Raw genomic sequence first — 17,738 nt, forward strand, 5'->3', positions numbered from 1 at the left:
TGCCATGAGACTCGGTTTGGTCATTGATCTGGACACTTGCGTAGGTTGCCATGCCTGCGCAGTGGCCTGTAAGGAATGGAATACCAGCGGTACAACAGCGCCGCTGACGGACTACGACCCCTATGGCGCCAAGCCCTCGGGCGTATGGTTCAACCGCATCCGTCACTTTGAGGTGGGCGACTACCCCCACAACAAAACCATTAATTTCCCCATGTCCTGCATGCACTGTGAGAACGCTGAATGCGTGACTGTGTGTCCGACCGGAGCCTCCTACAAACGCGCTGAAGACGGTATTGTGCTGGTCGATCAGAATAAATGCATGGGCTGCAACTACTGTTCCTGGGCCTGCCCTTACGGCGCCCGCGAACTGGATCGTGTCTCCGGCACCATGAAGAAATGCACGCTTTGCATCGACCGCATTTACGACATGGAGATTCCGGAAGAAGAGCGGCAGCCCGCCTGCGTGCTGACCTGCCCGGCACACGCCCGTATGTTCGGCGATGTGGACGATCCGGAAAGCCCGGTGAGCCGGGCGGTACGCGACCGGGGTGGTTACCAGCTTATGCCCGAGCTTGATTACAACCCCACAAATCACTATTTGCCCCCTCGTGTCCACGCCCCCATCCCGACCGAAGAGCTCAAGAAAAAGGCTGTTCGCAAGGTGAAGGAGTGGGTCAATCGCGTGGTTGAGCGTTAAGGAAATCCCATGCATCCGGCTCTCGCAGTTATATTCCTGACCCTGTTCTCCGGCGGCGGTTTTGGCATCATGGCCCTTACGGCCATCGTCAATGACTTCCAGATTGACGGAGGTCTTAATCCGTTGCAGACGATGGTCGCGGTGATTCTCTCCCTCGTTTTCGTCAGTATCGGGATGTTGTCCTCCACGGCCCATCTCGCAAATCCCAAGAATGCCTGGCGAGCCTTTACCCGCTGGCGCACTTCCTGGCTGGCGCGGGAGGGTGTTTTTGCGGTGCTCTATTATCCATTCGCGGCGCTCTATCTGAGCTGGGTTTTCTTCACCGGTGGTACCCACGACACCGCCGGGCTGATTCTGTTGAATCTAGCTGGGGTGGTCGGACTGGTCACCATTTTCTGCCAAGGCATGATTTACGCGGTACTGCGTACGATTCGTCAGTGGAATACAGCGCTGGTCCCCGCCAATTTTTACGCCATGGGCCTGGCGATCGGTGCTACGGTGTTGGCCGCAGAGCGGATTATCATGGGCGCTCCGGCGAGCACGCTGGTGGGTGTCGCTCTGGCCCTGTTGGCTGCGTCCGCCGTCATGAAGGGGATCTATTATTTCTGGATCGGTCGTCCAGGTGGACCGACCATACGTACCGCTATCGGTTTCAATCGTTCTACCGTGCGCATTCTGGAACAGGGACATACCTTTGGTACCTTCCTGACGGAAGAATTCGGGCATACCTTGCCGACGGCTAAAGCGCGGAGCATCAAGGTCATGATGTTTATCTTCGCCTTTGTCATTCCTATTGTCGCACTGGTGATCAGTATGGCCACTGGACAGCCAGCCTTCGCCTGGATTGCCGTTCTGTCGGTCATCTTCGGAATCGGTGTGGAGCGCTGGCTGTTTTTTGTCGAAGCACAGCATGTGGTCAACCTCTATCATGGTCGCCAGCAGTGTTGAACTCGATCTTAAAAGAGGTCTAGTATAGATTTCTGAGGGAGAAATCCCCAAGGAGTGGAAGGCATGTTGCAGAGGTTCCTTGCAGAACCGATACGGGAATCCGCATTAGCGGACCAGTTTGGTCGGTATGTCACCTACCTGCGAATTTCGGTGACTGAGCACTGCAACTTTCGCTGTAGTTATTGTTCTCCTGAAGAGGGGACCCCCTTCTTCGCGCGGGACGACCATCTTCAGGCAGAAGAATATGATCGCCTGATTCGTGTTTTCAGCGAGCTCGGCGTCCGCCATATGCGGTTTACGGGTGGCGAACCGCTCATTCATCCGCAGATTCTTGCTCTCGTCGGCTCCGCACGTCGTCACGGTGTGGGCAAGATCAGTATCAGCACAAATGGGTTGCTGTTAGGGCGTCACGCAGAGGCTCTGCGGCAGGCAGGCGTCAATAATTTAAATATCAGTCTCGACAGTCTTGATCCTGAAGTCTTTGCCCGGGTGACCCGGGGCGGTGACTTGCAGCGTGTGCTGAGCGGTATCGAAGCAGCTATTCTCGCGGAAATTCCACGGATTAAGCTCAATGTCGTGCTGCTTCGCCAGGATAATGGAAATGACCTGCCCGCGCTGGTGGAGTATGCGATGCAGCGCGATATCGACATACGCTTTATTGAGACTATGCCCCTGGGCGAGGCTGGGGCGGACGCCCAGGACGTACAATTTTTGAGCGCCGCGGAAGCGCAGCAAGTCATAGAGCAGCAATTCGGTCCGCTGCCACCCGTGACCAGGCCTGCGGATAATGGTCCGGCCCGTCTTTATCAGCTTCCGGCAGTGCGTTCCCAGGTGGGCTTTATTACCCCCATCAGCGATAATTTTTGTGCAACTTGTAATCGGGTACGGCTCACGGCGGCGGGGCGCCTGGTACATTGTCTGGGTCAGGATAACGGATTGGAACTTTTGCCCCTTATACGGGGGTCGAATAGTGACAGACAAATTGCCGAGGCCATTATTCAGGGTATCTGGCGCGATAAACCGGAGCGACATCAGTTTGTAAATGACCCAAGCCGTTCTGCGAGGGTGTTCATGATGCGACTCGGGGGGTAGCCTCTGGGGTTCTGACGTTGCCGGTAACTGGTGCTACACGCTGTGCGGAGCATCGTGTAGACTGATCAATTAACCTTTCTTTCATGTAAACGAGTGACGCATGTACGGTTTTCAAGAAATCACCGCAGATCAGCTTAATACCTTAACGGAACAGGGGGGCGTGTTCACCTTGATCGATGTGCGCTCGCCCGGCGAAGTCGCCCGGGGGGTCATCGATGGTGCCAAACACCTGCCCTTGCACCTGCTGCCCATGTCACTGCAGCAGCTGGATAAATCGCAACCGATCATTTTTTACTGTCTGAGCGGTGGGCGTTCGGCACAGGCAGCGGCCTTTGCCGCAGCACAGGGCTTTAGCCAAGTGCTTAATTTGCATGGGGGAATATCTGCATGGGCCAATCGGGGCTTGCCCATTGTGCAGCTGCCAGGTAAATAAGGATATTCTAAAATAGGGGTGCTTAATCATCAAATCAAAATATTTGCCTTGCTGTTCATGCTTTTCCTGATAGAGTCTTGCAAGTAGTTTTTCAGGCATTATAACTGAGGAGGTTAACTCATGGTACAAGAAGACAAAGTACTCGACGCCCGCGGACTGAATTGCCCGCTACCGATTCTCCGCACCAAGAAGGCGCTTGGTGAACTGACCTCCGGACAGGTCTTGAAGATTGTTGCTACTGATCCAGGCGCCGTAAAGGACTTCGAAGCATTTGCCAAGCAGACCAAGAATCCTCTGCTGGAGCATGCGGAAGCCGCTGGCGAATTCATCTTCTTTATCCAGAAGGCCTAACTTAATAAGGTTGGGAAGCGAAGCCCGACCGGGAGCACAAAGCAATGGACGAGAAAAAATTAGCAATTATTGCCACGAAGGGCACTCTGGACTGGGGTTATCCGCCCTTCATTCTGGCATCTACCGCAGCAGCGCTCGGCTATGGGGTGGAGATATTCTTCACCTTCTACGGCTTGCAGTTGTTGAAGAAGGACTTGAGCCATCTGCGCGTGAGCCCGCTTGGAAATCCCGCAATGCCAATGCCGATACCCATGCCGACACTGATGATGGTGCTTCCGGGCATGGAAGGAATGGCCACGTCCATGATGAAGAGCAAAATGAAGGCAAAAGGTGTTGCTAGTCTTGAAGAACTGCGTGAACTCTGTGTTGAAGCAGAAGTGCGGATGATTGCCTGTCAGATGACCGTTGATCTTTTCGATTTTGATACGGCGGATTTTATTGACGGAATTGAACTTGGTGGTGCTGCCTCGTTCTTTGAGTTTGCCGGAGAGTCTGATATCACACTCTTTATGTGAACTGCCGATCTGCACTGCGGGCCAACAGGTATGACGTATTAATTGCTAGCGAGGAGCGAGTAAATGGCGACTTACGCTGAGATGAAGGAGATGTTTGACGAAGTCCGCGCGGATTTTCGTTATGACCATGAACTCAATGGATGTTTGAATTGTGGCATTTGTACGGCTACCTGCCCGTCTGCGCAGTTCTATGATTACAGTCCGCGCGAGATCGTCCAGCTGCTGTGGACCGAGAATGTCGAGCAAATATATGATGTGATGCAGGAAAAAATATGGGCTTGTGCACAGTGCATGACCTGCGCGGCACGTTGCCCTTTCAAGAATTCCCCTGGTGGGCTGGTTATGATTCTGCGCGAAGTGTCTATTCGTCATGGCATGCAGTCGGCGAAAGATGTGTTGCGGCCCTTCGGTCGCGTCATGCTCAAGCTAATCACCACGGGCAACCAGTTGTCCCCGGATATGATTCAGCCCGATCACTTCCCCGACTGGGGCCCCAATATCCAAAAGGTGGAAGGTGATCTACGGATCCTGCGTAAGGCCATTCCGGTGCGCACCTTGCAGACTGTGGAAACGGCGTGGGAAGTTTCGCTGAAGACCTCCGTAGAGATGTACACCATATGGGAAATGACGGGTGTACTTAAGTCATTGGAAACTATGGATGAAAATCTGTTCGATGTTATTGAGGACTTCATTGACGAGAAGCGCGAAGATTATGAAGACTGGCTTGAGAGCCAGAGTGATAAGGACTGAGGAGACCATCATGAGCGACAACAGCACGCAGCAGGGCGTAGCGGGTCACGGCGCTTTTTTTCAGGATACGAATCTTTCGGCGAACGAAGCTGAGGCGGCTACGGCCTGGGTGCGTAATCATGTTGACCGGCGCACGGTGGACCTGGGTGAGCGGATGGACGACATCCGTGATCACATGTGGCAACTGGAGAAGGAAGGCGAGATCATCGTCCACCGTATCACCGACGAACATAAGGCCGTCGAAGTGGACACGTTGTTTGGCTGGAAAAAACGGGTTCCGACCAACAATCTCTGGCATCACAAAAGCTGTGGTCAGTGCGGCAATATCCCCGGCTACCCCACCAGTCTCATGTGGTTCATGAATCACCTGGGGGTCGATTACCTGGACGAAACCGATCAGACCTCCTGCACCGCCTGGAACTACCACGGTTCCGGCATCGGCAACGTTGAATCTCTCGCCGCCGTTTTCCTGCGCAATTTCCATCAGGCCTATGTCTCCGGCAAGCAGCACGGTTTTGAGAATGGCCACTTCTTCCCTCTGGTCCACTGCGGCACTTCCTTCGGCAATTACAAGGAAATCCGCAAGTATCTGATCGAATCCGCTGAACTGCGCGAAAAGGTCAAGAAGATTCTGGGCAAACTTGGGCGTCTGGTCGACGGCAAGATCGTCATCCCCGAAGAAGTGGTGCACTACAGTGAATGGCTGCACGTTATGCGTCACCGCATTGCCTCGGAGATGCAGGTGGTCGACATGAGCAATATTCGCGTCACCGTCCATGCCGCCTGTCATTACTACAAGATGGTGCAGGAAGACGCCGTGTATGACAACACGGTGCTCGGCGGCAATCGCACAGCGGTCGGCACCTCCGTCGCGCAGGCCCTGGGTGCGCAGGTTATCGACTACTCCACCTGGTACGACTGCTGTGGCTTTGGTTTCCGCCACATCATTTCCGAGCGCGAGTTCACCCGCAGCTTTTCCATGAATCGCAAGATCAAGGTAGCCCGGGAAGAAGCCAAGGCCGACGTCATGATCGGCATCGACACCGGCTGCATCACCACGCTGGACAAGAACCAGTGGATCGGCAAGGCGCACGACATGAATTACTCCATGCCGATCATCGCCGACGTGCAACTCGCGGCCCTGGCCTGTGGCGCCGATCCCTTCAAAATCGTCCAGTTGCAGTGGCACGCTTCACCCTGTGAAGACCTGGTCGAAAAAATGGGCATCAGCTGGGATAAAGCCAAGGCCGGCTTCCAGGAATATCTCAAACAGGTGGAACAGGGTAATGTGGAATACCTCTACAACCCCGAACTCGCCACCAATCAAAATATTAATATGAAAGCGGGCGCTTAAGGAGGAAGTTCAGTGAGTGCACAAGATACGGTTTTAGTCGTAGGTGCTGGTCCGGCAGGTTTGTCGGCGGCAGCCACCATCGCATCGATGGGTAAAAAGGCGGTCATCGTCGAAAGAGAAGATATCCTTGGTGGTGCTCCCATTATCTCGGGCTATGCCAAGCTGGTACCATCGGGCGAGTGGGCTAAAGATGCCATTGGCCGTATGGTCAGCCGTGTGGAAGGCGACGGGAACGTCAGCATCCACAAGTCTGCTAAGGTCACGCAGGTGGCGGGCGAAGCCGGTAACTTTACAGCTACCCTGAGCAACGGCGATAAGGTCGAAGCGGGAGCGATCATTCTCGGCACCGGGTTCACCCATTTCGACTCCATCAACAAGCCGGAATGGGGCTTCGGCACTTACGAAGATGTGCTTACCACTACCCAGATGGAGCAGATGGTGACTGCAGGTCAGATTCGTTGTCCCTCCGATGGCCGGGTTCCAGAGCGCGTGGCTATTCTGCTTTGCGTCGGTTCGCGCGACCGCCAGATTGGTCGTGAATGGTGCTCCAAGATCTGCTGCACGGTTTCCACCAATCTTGCCATGGAGATCAAGGAAATCTCTCCGAGTACTGATGTGTTCATTTATTACATGGATATCCGTACCTTTGGCCTTTACGAAGACAAGTTCTACTGGAAGAGCCAGGAAGAGTATAAGACTAAGTTCGTCAAGGCGCGTATTGCCGAGGTCACCATGTCTCCCGATGGCCGTTTGCTGGTCAAGGGTGAAGATACTTTGGTCAAACGTCCGATCGTCATTCCGATGGATCTTGTCGTGCATGCCATCGGTATGGATCCTAACACCTTAAATCCAGAAATCGCCAAGACTTTTGGTATTGGTCTGGAAAAGCATGGATTTATCGATCGTGCGGAACAGTACACGAACAGCCAGGGCACGACGCGCAAGGGTATCTACGTGTGTGGCGCGGCGACTGGTCCAGAAGATATTGATACATCTATCGCGCAAGGCCAGTCCGCCGGTGCGCGGGCGGTGGCGGATCTCTACGGACAGCAGAAAATTGCCAGCTGACATCTACGACAACGGGAACGCAGAGCATATCGTTCCTGCCTCGCTGCCGATTAATCTCGATAAGGGACTGCTCAACAGATCCTTTTATGAGCTTGAAACGGCATTTGAGGGACAGCAGGGTCTTGCTGACCTGGTGAGTAGTCTGACAGAAAAGACGGCGAATTTTCGACGTCTTCTTCTGGAAGACCAGCAGCCGCTGACCGATGAGCGAATGGCGCATCTCGTTGAACAGATGTTCACCGCGAGACGCAAAATCTGGCCGGTCATAGAAGAGCAGGGCGCTGCACGGGTGGGTGACGTGATGCGCGATTTGCTGGATGGTCACGGCGATCTGGCACAGCGCATGATGCGTTTTGAAGAGGCTTTGCCTGCTACAGGAAAGGCGAAACGCGTTATCAGGGATATGGGGGCCGAAGTTTTACACTTCAGCGATCCCGAGCGATATCCGCTGATGACGCGCTGGGTCTGGGATCAAAGTACGAGCTCAGGTGCAGTGCGGGAATTCATCCGTGGCGGTGACTACCTGACTGATTTCCCTTTCGGTGAAAGTCCGGAAATGTTTGAGGGCTTGCGCCAGTGGATGCGGGAAGCGCTGTTAGAATTAGGGGTGTATCGTGATGTACCTTATATGGTCGATATCATCCTGGCCCACCAGTATTCGCAATACGTGCGTGCTATGGCAGAAGGTTTTTTGCGTTCCGATTTTGGCGGCCAAACAGATTTTACGGAACAGATCCGTAAGTTGCTGGGCGTAGAGGTACACCGGCGAATGGGTGGTTCTCGTATCAAAAGAGACGACATTCATTAATGAATTAGGGTATAGGAGCAGCTATGGCTATTCATGAGAAAACACTGATCGATCCCGATCGGATTTTGCAGCACGATCACCTGGTGGTGGATGGGGTGGATGTTTCCGGTTCCTGGAACACCATGATTACCCCGCGCACGCTGACGGACTATGAAGAGCATTTTGAAGAGATCATCCAGAGTTACAGTGGCGGTGAGAACGTGCATCGCTGCTGGCAGTGCGGTTCGTGCACCAATTCCTGCACCATGTATGCGCAGAATGTGGATTTTAATCCGCGTTACTGGATTTATCTGATTCGTCTGGGGCTGAAAGCCGAGTTGATAAAAGATAAAGATATCATCTGGCAGTGTGTTTCCTGCAATAAATGCACCAATATCTGCCCTAAGGATGTCCGTCCTGAAGGGGTTATGAAAGCGACGGCGCATTGGCTGGAAGATAACGGTTTGACGCCGAAGACGCTGTCGACGCATTTTGATGAGGAGTTTACCCATCAATGCATCGAATTCGGGCGTATCGAAGATACCGAGGTCATGGTGGGATTCTTCAAGCGCTCTGGCCAGCCCCTGGTACAGGCCTGGATCGTGGAATTTGGCAAGCGTCTGACTAAGCACATGCCATTAGGTCAGTTGGCCAAAATGGGAATGAATGTGATGTTCCGTCCGAAGACCAAATCCTGGGGTAAAACTGGTGAAGTCCTCGCTGAATATGTGAAGGCACAGAAGGAGGCCGCTCATCATGGCTAAGGTTGCATATTATCCCGGCTGTGCGCTGGAAGGTTCCGGCGGACCCTATGACAAATCCACCCGTGTTCTGGTGAAAGAGCTCGGTCTGGAGATGGAAAACCTCGAAGACTACAACTGCTGTGGCGCTATGGAGGTGAAGAATATTCATCCCATGTTGCAGACCTATATGTCGGCGCGGAATCTGGCCATTGCCAGTAAGCTGCAGGGCTGCGATACGGTGATGGCGCCTTGTAACGGTTGCTATCGTAACCTGAAGCAGACTGAATATGAGTGTGCTACTTCGGAAGAAACCATGAAGACGGTGCAGGAACTCGCCAACAAAGCGGGTGATCCTGTTTATGAAGGCGACGTGCGCAGCTTGCATGCGTTGGAATGGTTCATGGAGGAAGTGGGCACCGATGGCATCAAGAGCAAGGTCAAGAAGAGCTTGAATGGACTGAAAATTGCCAACTACTACGGTTGCATGTACACCCGTCCCCGGCAGATTTTTCCGGAGAAGGACCAGGGTCCTGATTCTGAGTCTTCTTATGCACCACATTTTATGGATGATTTGTTGTCCGCTGCCGGTGCTGTCAATGTCGATTTTCCCCTCAAAACTGCATGCTGTGGTGGTGCGCACACGCTGTCGGATTCGGATACCTCCACTCAGCTGGTGTTGAACATCCTCCAGGCGGCGGAAGATGCCGGTGCGGAAGTGATCGCCACCGAATGTCCTACCTGCCACTCTGGCCTGGAAATGCATCAGGTCCGTGCTGAAATAGAGTTCGGCATCAAGTCGAACGTCAAGGTGATTTACTTCACCCAGCTGCTCGGTTTGGCCATGGGTCTATCTGCGCGCAAAGTTGGCATTCCCGACAATGTCAGCGACTCGATGGATCTCCTCGCTGCCAAAGGTATTATCTAAAGGTGTAGAAAGGCGCCCCTTTGCGGGGCGCTTTTTACCCGCCGCTGACCTCAGGGGAAGGCTATGGAATGTAACGGTTGCGAGTTCCGCGCCGAGTTATATTACGATCGGGAATGTCAAATCTGGGTGCGACGCGAAGGTGATGGCACACTTACTGTGGGTATGACCGACATATCTCAGTCGATTGCGGGAAAGATCTTGCATGTCCGGGTACGCCGGCCTGGGACACGTCGTCCGGTGGGTAAGCCGGTTGCCACTATTGAGAGTGCGAAATGGGCGGGACCGGTGCCAAATGTTTTTGATTGCGTGATTGATTTGGCCAACGAAGATGTATTGGAAGATCCTAATCTTCTCAATATTGAACCCTACGAAGCATGGATCGCACGGGTGCGTCCCGTGGCTTCGGTAGACGTTGCGCTCGAAAGGCTGTCTACTGGAGATGCTGCCTTTGAGTTGTACCGGCAGCGCTGTTTGCGTGACGATATTCACTGTGAACGAGGAATGCGATGAGCGATCACTATCTGGAGGATCAGGGCGAAAAGTCGGTAGTCATCGTGATGACCAGTGGGCCGAGCATGGCACATCGCTGTGCAACACCGTTTTATCTGGGCGCCCTGTTGTCTTCTATGGATGCCGAGGTTAAGATTTTTTGCACGATGGAAGCGGTCAGACTGATGCAGACGGGGGTTGCGGAGAACCTCTCGGCGGTGGCCGGTGGTAAGCGCATTATCGACTTTATTCGTGACGCGAAAAATGCCGGGGTAGTCATTCACGTCTGTCGCCCGGCACTTCCTGGTTATGAGATCGAGGCCGATAACCTGATTGAGGAAGTGGATGCGGTGGCATCTGCCGGTGATCTCGCCGACTTGATTTTGTCCGTGGACCGATTGCTGTTTTTTTAATAATGCTGCTTGGCAGCAGCCTCTGTTTACCTAAAATGTAACCCGAAGGAGAAAATGATGGGAACTGTACGTGGCTGTGAAATCCCCGAAGATCTGATGTACAACGTTGATACCAACGTGTGGCTGCGCAGGGAAGACGATGGCAGTGTGACCATCGGCATGACCTCCTATGCCTGTGCGTTGGCTGGACAGATCGTCTCTTATACGCCCAAGGGTGCCGGTAAGGATATCAAGAAGGACAAGTCGGCAGCCACGGTTGAGTCTGGCAAGTGGGTAGGCCCGTTGAAGAGTCCCGTCAGTGGCACGGTCTTGTCAAGCAATGAAGACGTTGCGAAAGATCCCGGCCTTATCAATAAAGACCCCTATGGCAGCGGTTGGATCGCTAAGCTGACCCCGGCGGACTTTGCCGGTGATTCCGGTGAATTGAAGACTGGTGCCGATGTCTTGGTGGCCTTTGAGGAAAAGATGACGACGGATGGTTTTGGCGGCTGCTGACCAGCAAAACCCGCCATGACTCCAGAAGACGGCCGCACATGCGGCCGTCTAGCTTTCTCTTTGTGTAAAGGATGGAACTTCATATGAACCCATGGTTGAACGCGGTTTCTCAAGTAGAGGCTTTGGAGGATTTGGTCCTCAATGCAGATTTAGTGGACTCTATGCGCGAACGGTGGTCCGGTTTGTCCGGTAGCCAGGTGGGTCGTATCAATTTCTATACGCCTTCTTTCAAGCATCATGAAACGTCGGAGGTCTCCGCCTGCGGGAAGAATGCCTTCCCGGCCATTTCCATCACCGGTGGGGACTGCAAGTTACAGTGCGATCACTGTAAGGCGAAGATACTGGAGCCGATGATTGCGGTGCGGACGCCAGAAGAACTGGATCGGCTGGTGGACCAGATTGTCCTGGATGGGGGCCGTGGGCTGCTTCTTTCGGGGGGGTCTGACCATCAGAACGTGGTCCATTATGAACCCTATTTCCCGATGGTGCGCAAGATTAAGGATCGCTATCCGAATTTACAGATTGCCATGCATACGGGTATTGCGACCCCGGAGTTTGCCCGCGGGATGGAGGATGCGGGCGTCGATGTGGCCATGATGGATGTAATCGGTGCGCAGGATACCATCAACCAGGTCTACCATTTGCGCCGTTCGGTGGATGATTTTGAGGACGCGCTGGAAGCCTTGGTGGCCACCAAGATGAAAGTGGTGCCGCATATTGTCATCGGGTTGCATTACGGAGAGCTGCTGGGTGAGTGGAACTCTCTCGAAATTATCCGGCGGCATCTGCCCAGTGCGTTGGTGCTGGTGGTAATCATGCCGCAGTATGCTTCTTCGAGTCGCCCCTTCGCGACGCCAGCGACAGAAGAAATCGGCAAATTCTTTATGGATGCGCGTGCTGCTCTGCCGGAAACCCCGCTATTGCTGGGCTGCGCGCGTCCGTCTGGCGTGCATCGTTCCATCACCGACACCTATGCGGTCATGGCGGGACTGAACGGCGTGGCCTTTCCCTCTGATGGCATGCTGGCGCTCGCCAAACATCTGGACCGGGATGTTTTTGTGACACCTTCTTGTTGTTCCATGATCGTGGGTGAAGAAGTCCTGGCACTCGGTGATGAGACGACCACCATACCCTTGGATTATGTTCCTGTCGCGCCGAAGCGTCGTACACAACTGCGGGATATCCCGATTGTGTTTACGGCCTGAGACGATAGTGCTTTCTCTGGGCTCCATGTTTTCCCGGTGGCTTGCATTATGACGGCACACGCCTCTGATGACTGGCTTGTGGTTGATACCGGACTGCGCGCTGCCGACGAAAATATGGCTTTAGACAAAGCGTTGCTCCTGGCGATGTTGGAAAATCGGACTCCCAACATTTTTCGTTTCCTGCGCTTTGAGGAATCCGCGCTAGTCGGTTATCACCAGTCACCAGAGCAGGAACTCAACCTGGAGTTTTGCCGTGCACAAGGGATCGCCGTGCAGCGTCGTCTCACCGGCGGTGGCGCACTAATTTTTGATCCCACCCAGATAGGCTGGGAGTTGGTGTGTCGGCGGGACGCACTGCCCCAGGGTGATATGGCGTCACTGTCACGGAAGATCTGTGAAGCGGCAGCGACCGGCTTGTCACTTTTGGGGGTGCGCGCGCAGTTTCGTCCGCGCAATGACATTGAAGTGGAAGGGCGAAAGATTTCCGGCACCGGAGGGATTATGGATGGAGACGTGTTGCTGTTTCAGGGCACGGTGCTCGTCGATCTGGATATCCCGCGCATGCTGCGCGTACTGCGCGTGCCATTGGAGAAACTGGACGCCCATGCAGTTTCTTCGGTGGCGGAACGGGTGACGAGCTTAAAAGCCTTGCTGGGTAAAGCGCCGGAGTTGATGGTGGTGCAGAAAGCCTTGCTGGATGGTTTCCGTGCGCAGTTGGGGCTGTCTTTTGTCCAGGGCGACTTGCCAGATGCGGTTGCCGCATTGCTGCCGGAAGCATTGGCGAAGGTGCGTGACGCGGAGTGGCTCGGCATCAACCACCGCGCGCGTGACGATATGCCGTTGCGTAAAGCGACGTTACGCGCCCCCGGTGGCACACTGCAAGCGGAAATGCTCTGGGATAACTATGGGAACCGGGTGCGGCAAGTCCACTTTAGCGGTGACTATTTTATCCAGCCGCAGCGCGCTATTGTCGACCTTGAGGCAGCGCTGCGTAATGTCCATCTGAATGACGTGGATGGCATCATTGCGGGATTATTCGAGGAACAGGCCGTCGATGGTTTCGGCTTACAGCCGGAGCATTTCGCGACGGTATTGCGGATGGCGGCAAAAGACGCGTGAGCCCTTTAGCCACAGATGTACTGGTGATTGGTGCCGGTCCGGCTGGCGCGGCGGCAGCGCGTGCCGCTGCGGGCCGCGGCCTTACGGTGATTTGCGTTGATCGCCGTGCGGAGATCGGTGTCCCGGTGCAATGCGCCGAATTTGTCCCCATGCCGCTCTTGCGTACCGTGCATGAAACGGATTCGCGGGTGCAGGACGTAGAAGGAATGCTGACGGTGCTGCCATCCGGGCTACAGCATCACAGCGTCTTCCCCGGTATGATGATTGACCGGGCACGTTTTGATCAGGGGCTGGCGGAATTGGCGCAGGCGGCGGGCGCGCAGGTGAAAATCCGTTGTCAGTTCCTCGCTTGGGATGGCGAAGTGGCCCGCCTGCGGCGCGGCACGGATGAAGCGTTCACCGTGCGTCCCCGCTTGCTGATCGGTGCCGATGGGCCGCACAGCCTGGTGGCGAAGGCTGTAGGCTTGCCGCATCAACAGGTGGTTTATACGCGTCAATACACGGTGCCGTTGCTGCGTCCCTATGCGGATACGGATATTTTCCTTTCGGATGCTTTTCCGGGAGGCTATGGCTGGTTGTTCCCGCGCGGGCCGGTGGCCAATCTCGGACTGGGTGCGGATCGGCGTTTTGAGGACAATCTTAAGTTGCCGCTGGAACAGTTGCATCAGCAGATGGTAGAGCGTGGTATCGTCGGTGAATCAGTCCTTGGGCGTACCGGCGGCGCGATCCCCGTGGGCGGCATTCGGCGCATGGTGCATGGCAACGTGGTACTTGCCGGAGATGCAGCCGGGCTTACCCATCCCATTACCGGGGCGGGCATCCCCGCGGCGGTGATCAGTGGTGCGGGCGCAGGATTGGCGGCCGCTGATTACCTGGCGGGTGATGAGGACGCATTAGAGAGTTACGCAGAAGATATGCAGGATCAGTTTGGTCCGGCCCTCGCGCGGGCTGTGCAACGGAGAAAATCTTTGGAGGCCGTCTGGCGACAGCCTGCGGCCCAGGAAGACAGGGTGATGCGATCCGGTTGGATCGCCTTTGATGAATACTTTGCCGCTTAAGGCGGAATGACAGGAGGAACTTCCATGAGTGCGGTAGCGCAAGAAAATTCCCAGACCTTGAACTTTTATCGCCCGGATTATTTCGTCAAAACGCCGACGATGCGGTCGCCTGAATATGTGCAGTTAAGCACCGCGGCGGCGATTACGCTGGGTCTGGTGCCCGGGGTGATGCACCGGACCTCCTGTACCAATTGCCTGAACCTGTTGATGACCTATCCGGAAGGTTGTCGTGCCAACTGTACCTATTGTGGTCTGGCCCGGCACCGCGAAGAGAGCCGTGATTACGCCGACCGCAACTTCATCCGGGTGGACTGGCCGACGGTGCGCGTGGATGAAATGCTCGAACGTGTCGCCAAGAACGGCGACAAGGGCCAGTTCCAGCGCATGTGCATCAGTATGATTACCCACCCCGATTCTGATCATGATACACAAGTCATGCTGAAGCGCTGGATGGAAGTGGCGCCCCACATCCCTGTATCCATCCTTTCTAATCCAACCACCATGGAGAAGCAGGATCTTATCGACCTCAAGGCGATGGGTGCCGATATCTTTACCGTCGCACTGGACGCCGTGACGCCGGAAATCTTTGAGCGCACCCGTGGCAAGACGGTACAGAGCCCTCATTCCTGGGATAAGTACTGGCAGACCATCGAATGGGCGGCTGAGATTTATGGACCCGAGAAATTCGGCGCGCACCTGATCTGCGGCATGGGTGAGACGGAGCAGGAAATCCTCGCCGTCTGCCAGAAGATGAAAGATATGGGCGGTCACAATCATATGTTCGCCTTCTTCCCCGAGAAGGGTTCCATGATGGAAGATTGGGATGCTGTGCCCCAGGATCATTGGCGCCGGGTGCAGTTGGGCCGCTTCCTGATTGACTATGCCGGTGGCCGTTACGAAGATATGGGATTTGACGTCTATGGCCGGGTTGCAGACTTCGGGTACCCGCAGGCCGAATTGGAAGACATCATCAACTCCGGTAAGCCCTTTCAAACCTCTGGCTGCCCAGGAAAGGACGATGAAGAAGTCAGCGCCTGTAACCGGCCTTATGGGGATTCGTCGCCTTCGGACATCCGTTCCTTTCCTTTCGCGCTGAACAAGGAAGATGTGGAGGTCGTGCGGCGCCAGATGCGCTTGCAGGATTTACAGTTTTTGGGTTAGCACCAAGGTCTCGCCCCGAATCGGGGCGTATTATGTAGTGCGCATAGAGGGGCTTTGGCCCCTTTTTTGTTGGGCGCTGTGCGTGGCAATCATAAAATCTCATAATATTTATTATTGCTAATAAACCAATATTTTATGGATTGATAAATGGATTAAAAATTTGATAGAACCAAGGCCTTGCAACACCGTTCCAGTTCCAACACAATCACTGTGTCATTAGCGATACAACTGAGGGCGGAGGATTAAAATGAAAAAGTCACAGATTTTAGGAATTGCGGTTGGCGCGACGTTGGCGGTGGGCCTGTCGGTCAGTGCATTTGCAACAGATGGTTATCAGTTGATTGGTATTGGGCAGTATGCCATGGGCATGGCGGGTGCCGTTGTTGCGGCTCCGGATGATCCTTTGTCTGCGGCCATGAGCAACCCGGCCGGATTGGCGTTGATGACTCCGCAGGCGGCATTTTCGGCGGAGATTTTTAATCCGGTGCGCAAGACGAATTTGGGATTTGGCGAGATCGGCAGCCACACTAATGTCTACGGTATTCCGGCCATCGGTTGGGTAGCCCCGGCATTCGCCAAGAATTGGGTTTTTGGTGGTGGTGTTTATGGAACTTCCGGATTGGGCGTTAACTATTTGCAGAATTTAGCGCCAAATCCCCAGATGCCCATGGGTGGTTATGCGCAAGCCTATAGCAGTATCTCTTTCATGCAGATGGCACCGTCGGTTGCGTGGAAGGTTAATGATCGTCTCGCCGTCGGCGCGTCGTTGAATATTGCTGCGGAGCAGGGCTCTTTTCAGCAGACGCTTACCCAATATGTACCCACAAGTTTTGGTCCTTTACCAGCTACCGGTGGGCTGAATTTGTCAACTCCTTCCTGGGCCTATGGTGTAGGGGCAACACTGGGCGTGCTCTATAAAGTCAATGATATGGTCACGTTGGGTGCGACCTATAAATCCCCCATCATGTTTACTCCCATGACTTGGCAAGCAGGCCAGCAAAATCAGGTGAATCCGGCGACAGGTAATGGTGTGATGGGAGCGCCTGGTCAGTATAGCGGACACCTCAATTATCCTCAGCAAATTGCCTTGGGTATGGCGATCCGTCCGGTTCGGCGGTGGTTGATTAGTGTCGAAGGGCAGTGGATCAACTGGCACAATACGATGAATAATTTTAATATTTATGGTCCATGGACGGCTTACCAGGGCGGTTCGGCAGTGGGTGGGGCATCCTCCATTGCACTTCCCATGCACTGGAGCAACCAATGGGTAGCCAATTTCGGTACGCAGTATGACGTGAACAACTGGTTGCAGGTGCGTGCCGGTTATACTTGGGGCTCCAATCCCATCAGTAACAACACGATTGCCTCCAACCTGATCTTCCCGGCCATCGTGCAGAATGCCATCACCTTCGGCGCCACGCAAAAGTTGGGTATGGGGTGGAAGTTGACGGAGGCCTACATGCACGAATTCTCCAATACCAACACTGGTCCGGCAGGTTCTTCCCCTTTTGGTGGACCTATGCCCGCCAGCGCTACCATGTATGAAAACTCCTACGGTCTTCAGGTCGGTTACGACTTCTAAAAAATCCCTCCTCAAGGGTATGCGGGGGACGGGCAACCGTCCCCCTTTTTTGTGTGGGCGCCTTGCGCGGAGAGGAGGTTTTGGGGGAACATATAACAGAGCGCATTACTAGGGATTATCATGAAGTCGATACCGATTACCGATGTAAGCAGTCTGAAAAATGAGCTGAAAAAGTACAAGATGGGGAAGAAGCTGGAGATTCCCCGGTTCAATCAACTGGCGCGCATGGCTTACATGGGGCGACTGGTGATGACGCCGCTGGACCCCGAAGACCCGTCCTGCAAGTCCTTTTTGGTGCATATTCAGGAGCCGCAAGGACTGGCGGCGCATTTCATCGATCTGGACGAGGACCTGCAGGATACCATTCTGATCCTCGACAGTGAGCAGTCCATGGCCATGGCAGGGATCATGCAGGCGGGCGTGGAAGAACGGGTGCTCTGGCATCAGGCCCTCAATGAGCGCGACTTCTATTTCTCCGCTTTTTATCGGCCGAAGGATAAAGAAGTGCAGGATGGGGTCGCCCAGAGCTGATTGGGCGCATAGGTCGTTCCGA

21 protein-coding genes are annotated in these 17,738 nt (G+C 54.4%); all 21 read left to right on the top strand.

The window, feature by feature from the left end:
- Positions 1–4 precede the first annotated feature (4 nt).
- On the top strand, positions 5–697 hold the full coding sequence (locus tag H2515_RS04025; RefSeq protein WP_014029826.1) for a 4Fe-4S dicluster domain-containing protein: 693 nt from the start codon (positions 5–7) through the stop codon (positions 695–697).
- Between the two features lie 9 nt (positions 698–706).
- On the top strand, positions 707–1,645 hold the full coding sequence (locus H2515_RS04030; RefSeq protein ID WP_198660954.1) for a dimethyl sulfoxide reductase anchor subunit family protein: 939 nt from the start codon (positions 707–709) through the stop codon (positions 1,643–1,645).
- Positions 1,646–1,708: 63 nt separating this feature from the next.
- The gene (gene moaA / locus H2515_RS04035) at positions 1,709–2,737 is read left to right on the top strand and encodes a GTP 3',8-cyclase MoaA (protein WP_065413148.1); all 1,029 of its coding nucleotides are present in this window, start codon (positions 1,709–1,711) and stop codon (positions 2,735–2,737) included.
- Positions 2,738–2,837: 100 nt separating this feature from the next.
- Positions 2,838–3,170 (top strand): rhodanese-like domain-containing protein, encoded by a 333-nt coding sequence (locus H2515_RS04040; RefSeq protein WP_014029823.1) that lies wholly within the window; start codon positions 2,838–2,840, stop codon positions 3,168–3,170.
- Between the two features lie 120 nt (positions 3,171–3,290).
- Positions 3,291–3,521, top strand: a complete 231-nt coding sequence (locus H2515_RS04045) for a sulfurtransferase TusA family protein (RefSeq protein WP_014029822.1) — start codon at positions 3,291–3,293, stop codon at positions 3,519–3,521.
- 44 nt (positions 3,522–3,565) lie between these two features.
- Entirely contained in the window at positions 3,566–4,036 is a 471-nt protein-coding gene (gene dsrE2, locus H2515_RS04050; RefSeq protein ID WP_014029821.1) for a sulfur carrier protein DsrE2, read from the top strand.
- Positions 4,037–4,099: 63 nt separating this feature from the next.
- Positions 4,100–4,786 (top strand): 4Fe-4S dicluster domain-containing protein, encoded by a 687-nt coding sequence (locus H2515_RS04055; protein ID WP_014029820.1) that lies wholly within the window; start codon positions 4,100–4,102, stop codon positions 4,784–4,786.
- A gap of 10 nt (positions 4,787–4,796) precedes the next feature.
- Entirely contained in the window at positions 4,797–6,140 is a 1,344-nt protein-coding gene (locus H2515_RS04060) for a heterodisulfide reductase-related iron-sulfur binding cluster (protein WP_198660955.1), read from the top strand.
- 12 nt (positions 6,141–6,152) lie between these two features.
- Complete coding sequence (locus tag H2515_RS04065; protein WP_014029818.1) at positions 6,153–7,208, top strand: CoB--CoM heterodisulfide reductase iron-sulfur subunit A family protein; 1,056 nt, start codon at positions 6,153–6,155, stop codon at positions 7,206–7,208.
- Positions 7,198–8,016 carry a hypothetical protein gene (locus tag H2515_RS04070; protein ID WP_198660956.1) on the top strand — a complete coding sequence of 273 codons (819 nt, stop codon included), beginning with the start codon at positions 7,198–7,200 and terminating at the stop codon, positions 8,014–8,016. The genes H2515_RS04065 and H2515_RS04070 overlap by 11 nt, the downstream gene beginning before the upstream one ends.
- A gap of 23 nt (positions 8,017–8,039) precedes the next feature.
- Positions 8,040–8,759, top strand: a complete 720-nt coding sequence (locus H2515_RS04075) for a 4Fe-4S dicluster domain-containing protein (protein WP_035195295.1) — start codon at positions 8,040–8,042, stop codon at positions 8,757–8,759.
- On the top strand, positions 8,752–9,663 hold the full coding sequence (locus tag H2515_RS04080) for a CoB--CoM heterodisulfide reductase iron-sulfur subunit B family protein (protein ID WP_035195293.1): 912 nt from the start codon (positions 8,752–8,754) through the stop codon (positions 9,661–9,663). Before H2515_RS04075 ends, H2515_RS04080 begins: the two co-directional genes overlap by 8 nt.
- 63 nt (positions 9,664–9,726) lie before the next feature.
- Positions 9,727–10,173 (top strand): glycine cleavage system protein H, encoded by a 447-nt coding sequence (locus tag H2515_RS04085; RefSeq protein WP_035195291.1) that lies wholly within the window; start codon positions 9,727–9,729, stop codon positions 10,171–10,173.
- Positions 10,170–10,565, top strand: coding sequence for a DsrE family protein (locus tag H2515_RS04090; protein ID WP_035195289.1), 396 nt, complete (start codon positions 10,170–10,172; stop codon positions 10,563–10,565). The genes H2515_RS04085 and H2515_RS04090 overlap by 4 nt, the downstream gene beginning before the upstream one ends.
- Before the next feature lie 54 nt (positions 10,566–10,619).
- Positions 10,620–11,060 (top strand): glycine cleavage system protein H, encoded by a 441-nt coding sequence (locus tag H2515_RS04095; RefSeq protein ID WP_231551291.1) that lies wholly within the window; start codon positions 10,620–10,622, stop codon positions 11,058–11,060.
- A gap of 83 nt (positions 11,061–11,143) precedes the next feature.
- Positions 11,144–12,265 (top strand): radical SAM protein, encoded by a 1,122-nt coding sequence (locus tag H2515_RS04100; protein ID WP_198660957.1) that lies wholly within the window; start codon positions 11,144–11,146, stop codon positions 12,263–12,265.
- A gap of 48 nt (positions 12,266–12,313) precedes the next feature.
- Positions 12,314–13,384 carry a lipoate--protein ligase family protein gene (locus tag H2515_RS04105; protein WP_198660958.1) on the top strand — a complete coding sequence of 357 codons (1,071 nt, stop codon included), beginning with the start codon at positions 12,314–12,316 and terminating at the stop codon, positions 13,382–13,384.
- Positions 13,381–14,442, top strand: coding sequence for a geranylgeranyl reductase family protein (locus H2515_RS04110; protein ID WP_198660959.1), 1,062 nt, complete (start codon positions 13,381–13,383; stop codon positions 14,440–14,442). Before H2515_RS04105 ends, H2515_RS04110 begins: the two co-directional genes overlap by 4 nt.
- A gap of 24 nt (positions 14,443–14,466) precedes the next feature.
- A complete protein-coding gene (locus H2515_RS04115) occupies positions 14,467–15,603 on the top strand; it encodes a radical SAM protein (protein ID WP_065412795.1) in 1,137 nt (378 codons plus the stop codon).
- 247 nt (positions 15,604–15,850) lie between these two features.
- Positions 15,851–17,185 (top strand): OmpP1/FadL family transporter, encoded by a 1,335-nt coding sequence (locus H2515_RS04120; RefSeq protein ID WP_065412796.1) that lies wholly within the window; start codon positions 15,851–15,853, stop codon positions 17,183–17,185.
- A 120-nt stretch (positions 17,186–17,305) separates the two neighbouring features.
- On the top strand, positions 17,306–17,716 hold the full coding sequence (locus H2515_RS04125) for a hypothetical protein (protein WP_014029806.1): 411 nt from the start codon (positions 17,306–17,308) through the stop codon (positions 17,714–17,716).
- Positions 17,717–17,738 lie beyond the last annotated feature (22 nt).

The sequence above is a fragment of the Acidithiobacillus ferrivorans genome, assembly GCF_016250455.1.
Lineage (GTDB): Bacteria > Pseudomonadota > Gammaproteobacteria > Acidithiobacillales > Acidithiobacillaceae > Acidithiobacillus > Acidithiobacillus ferrivorans.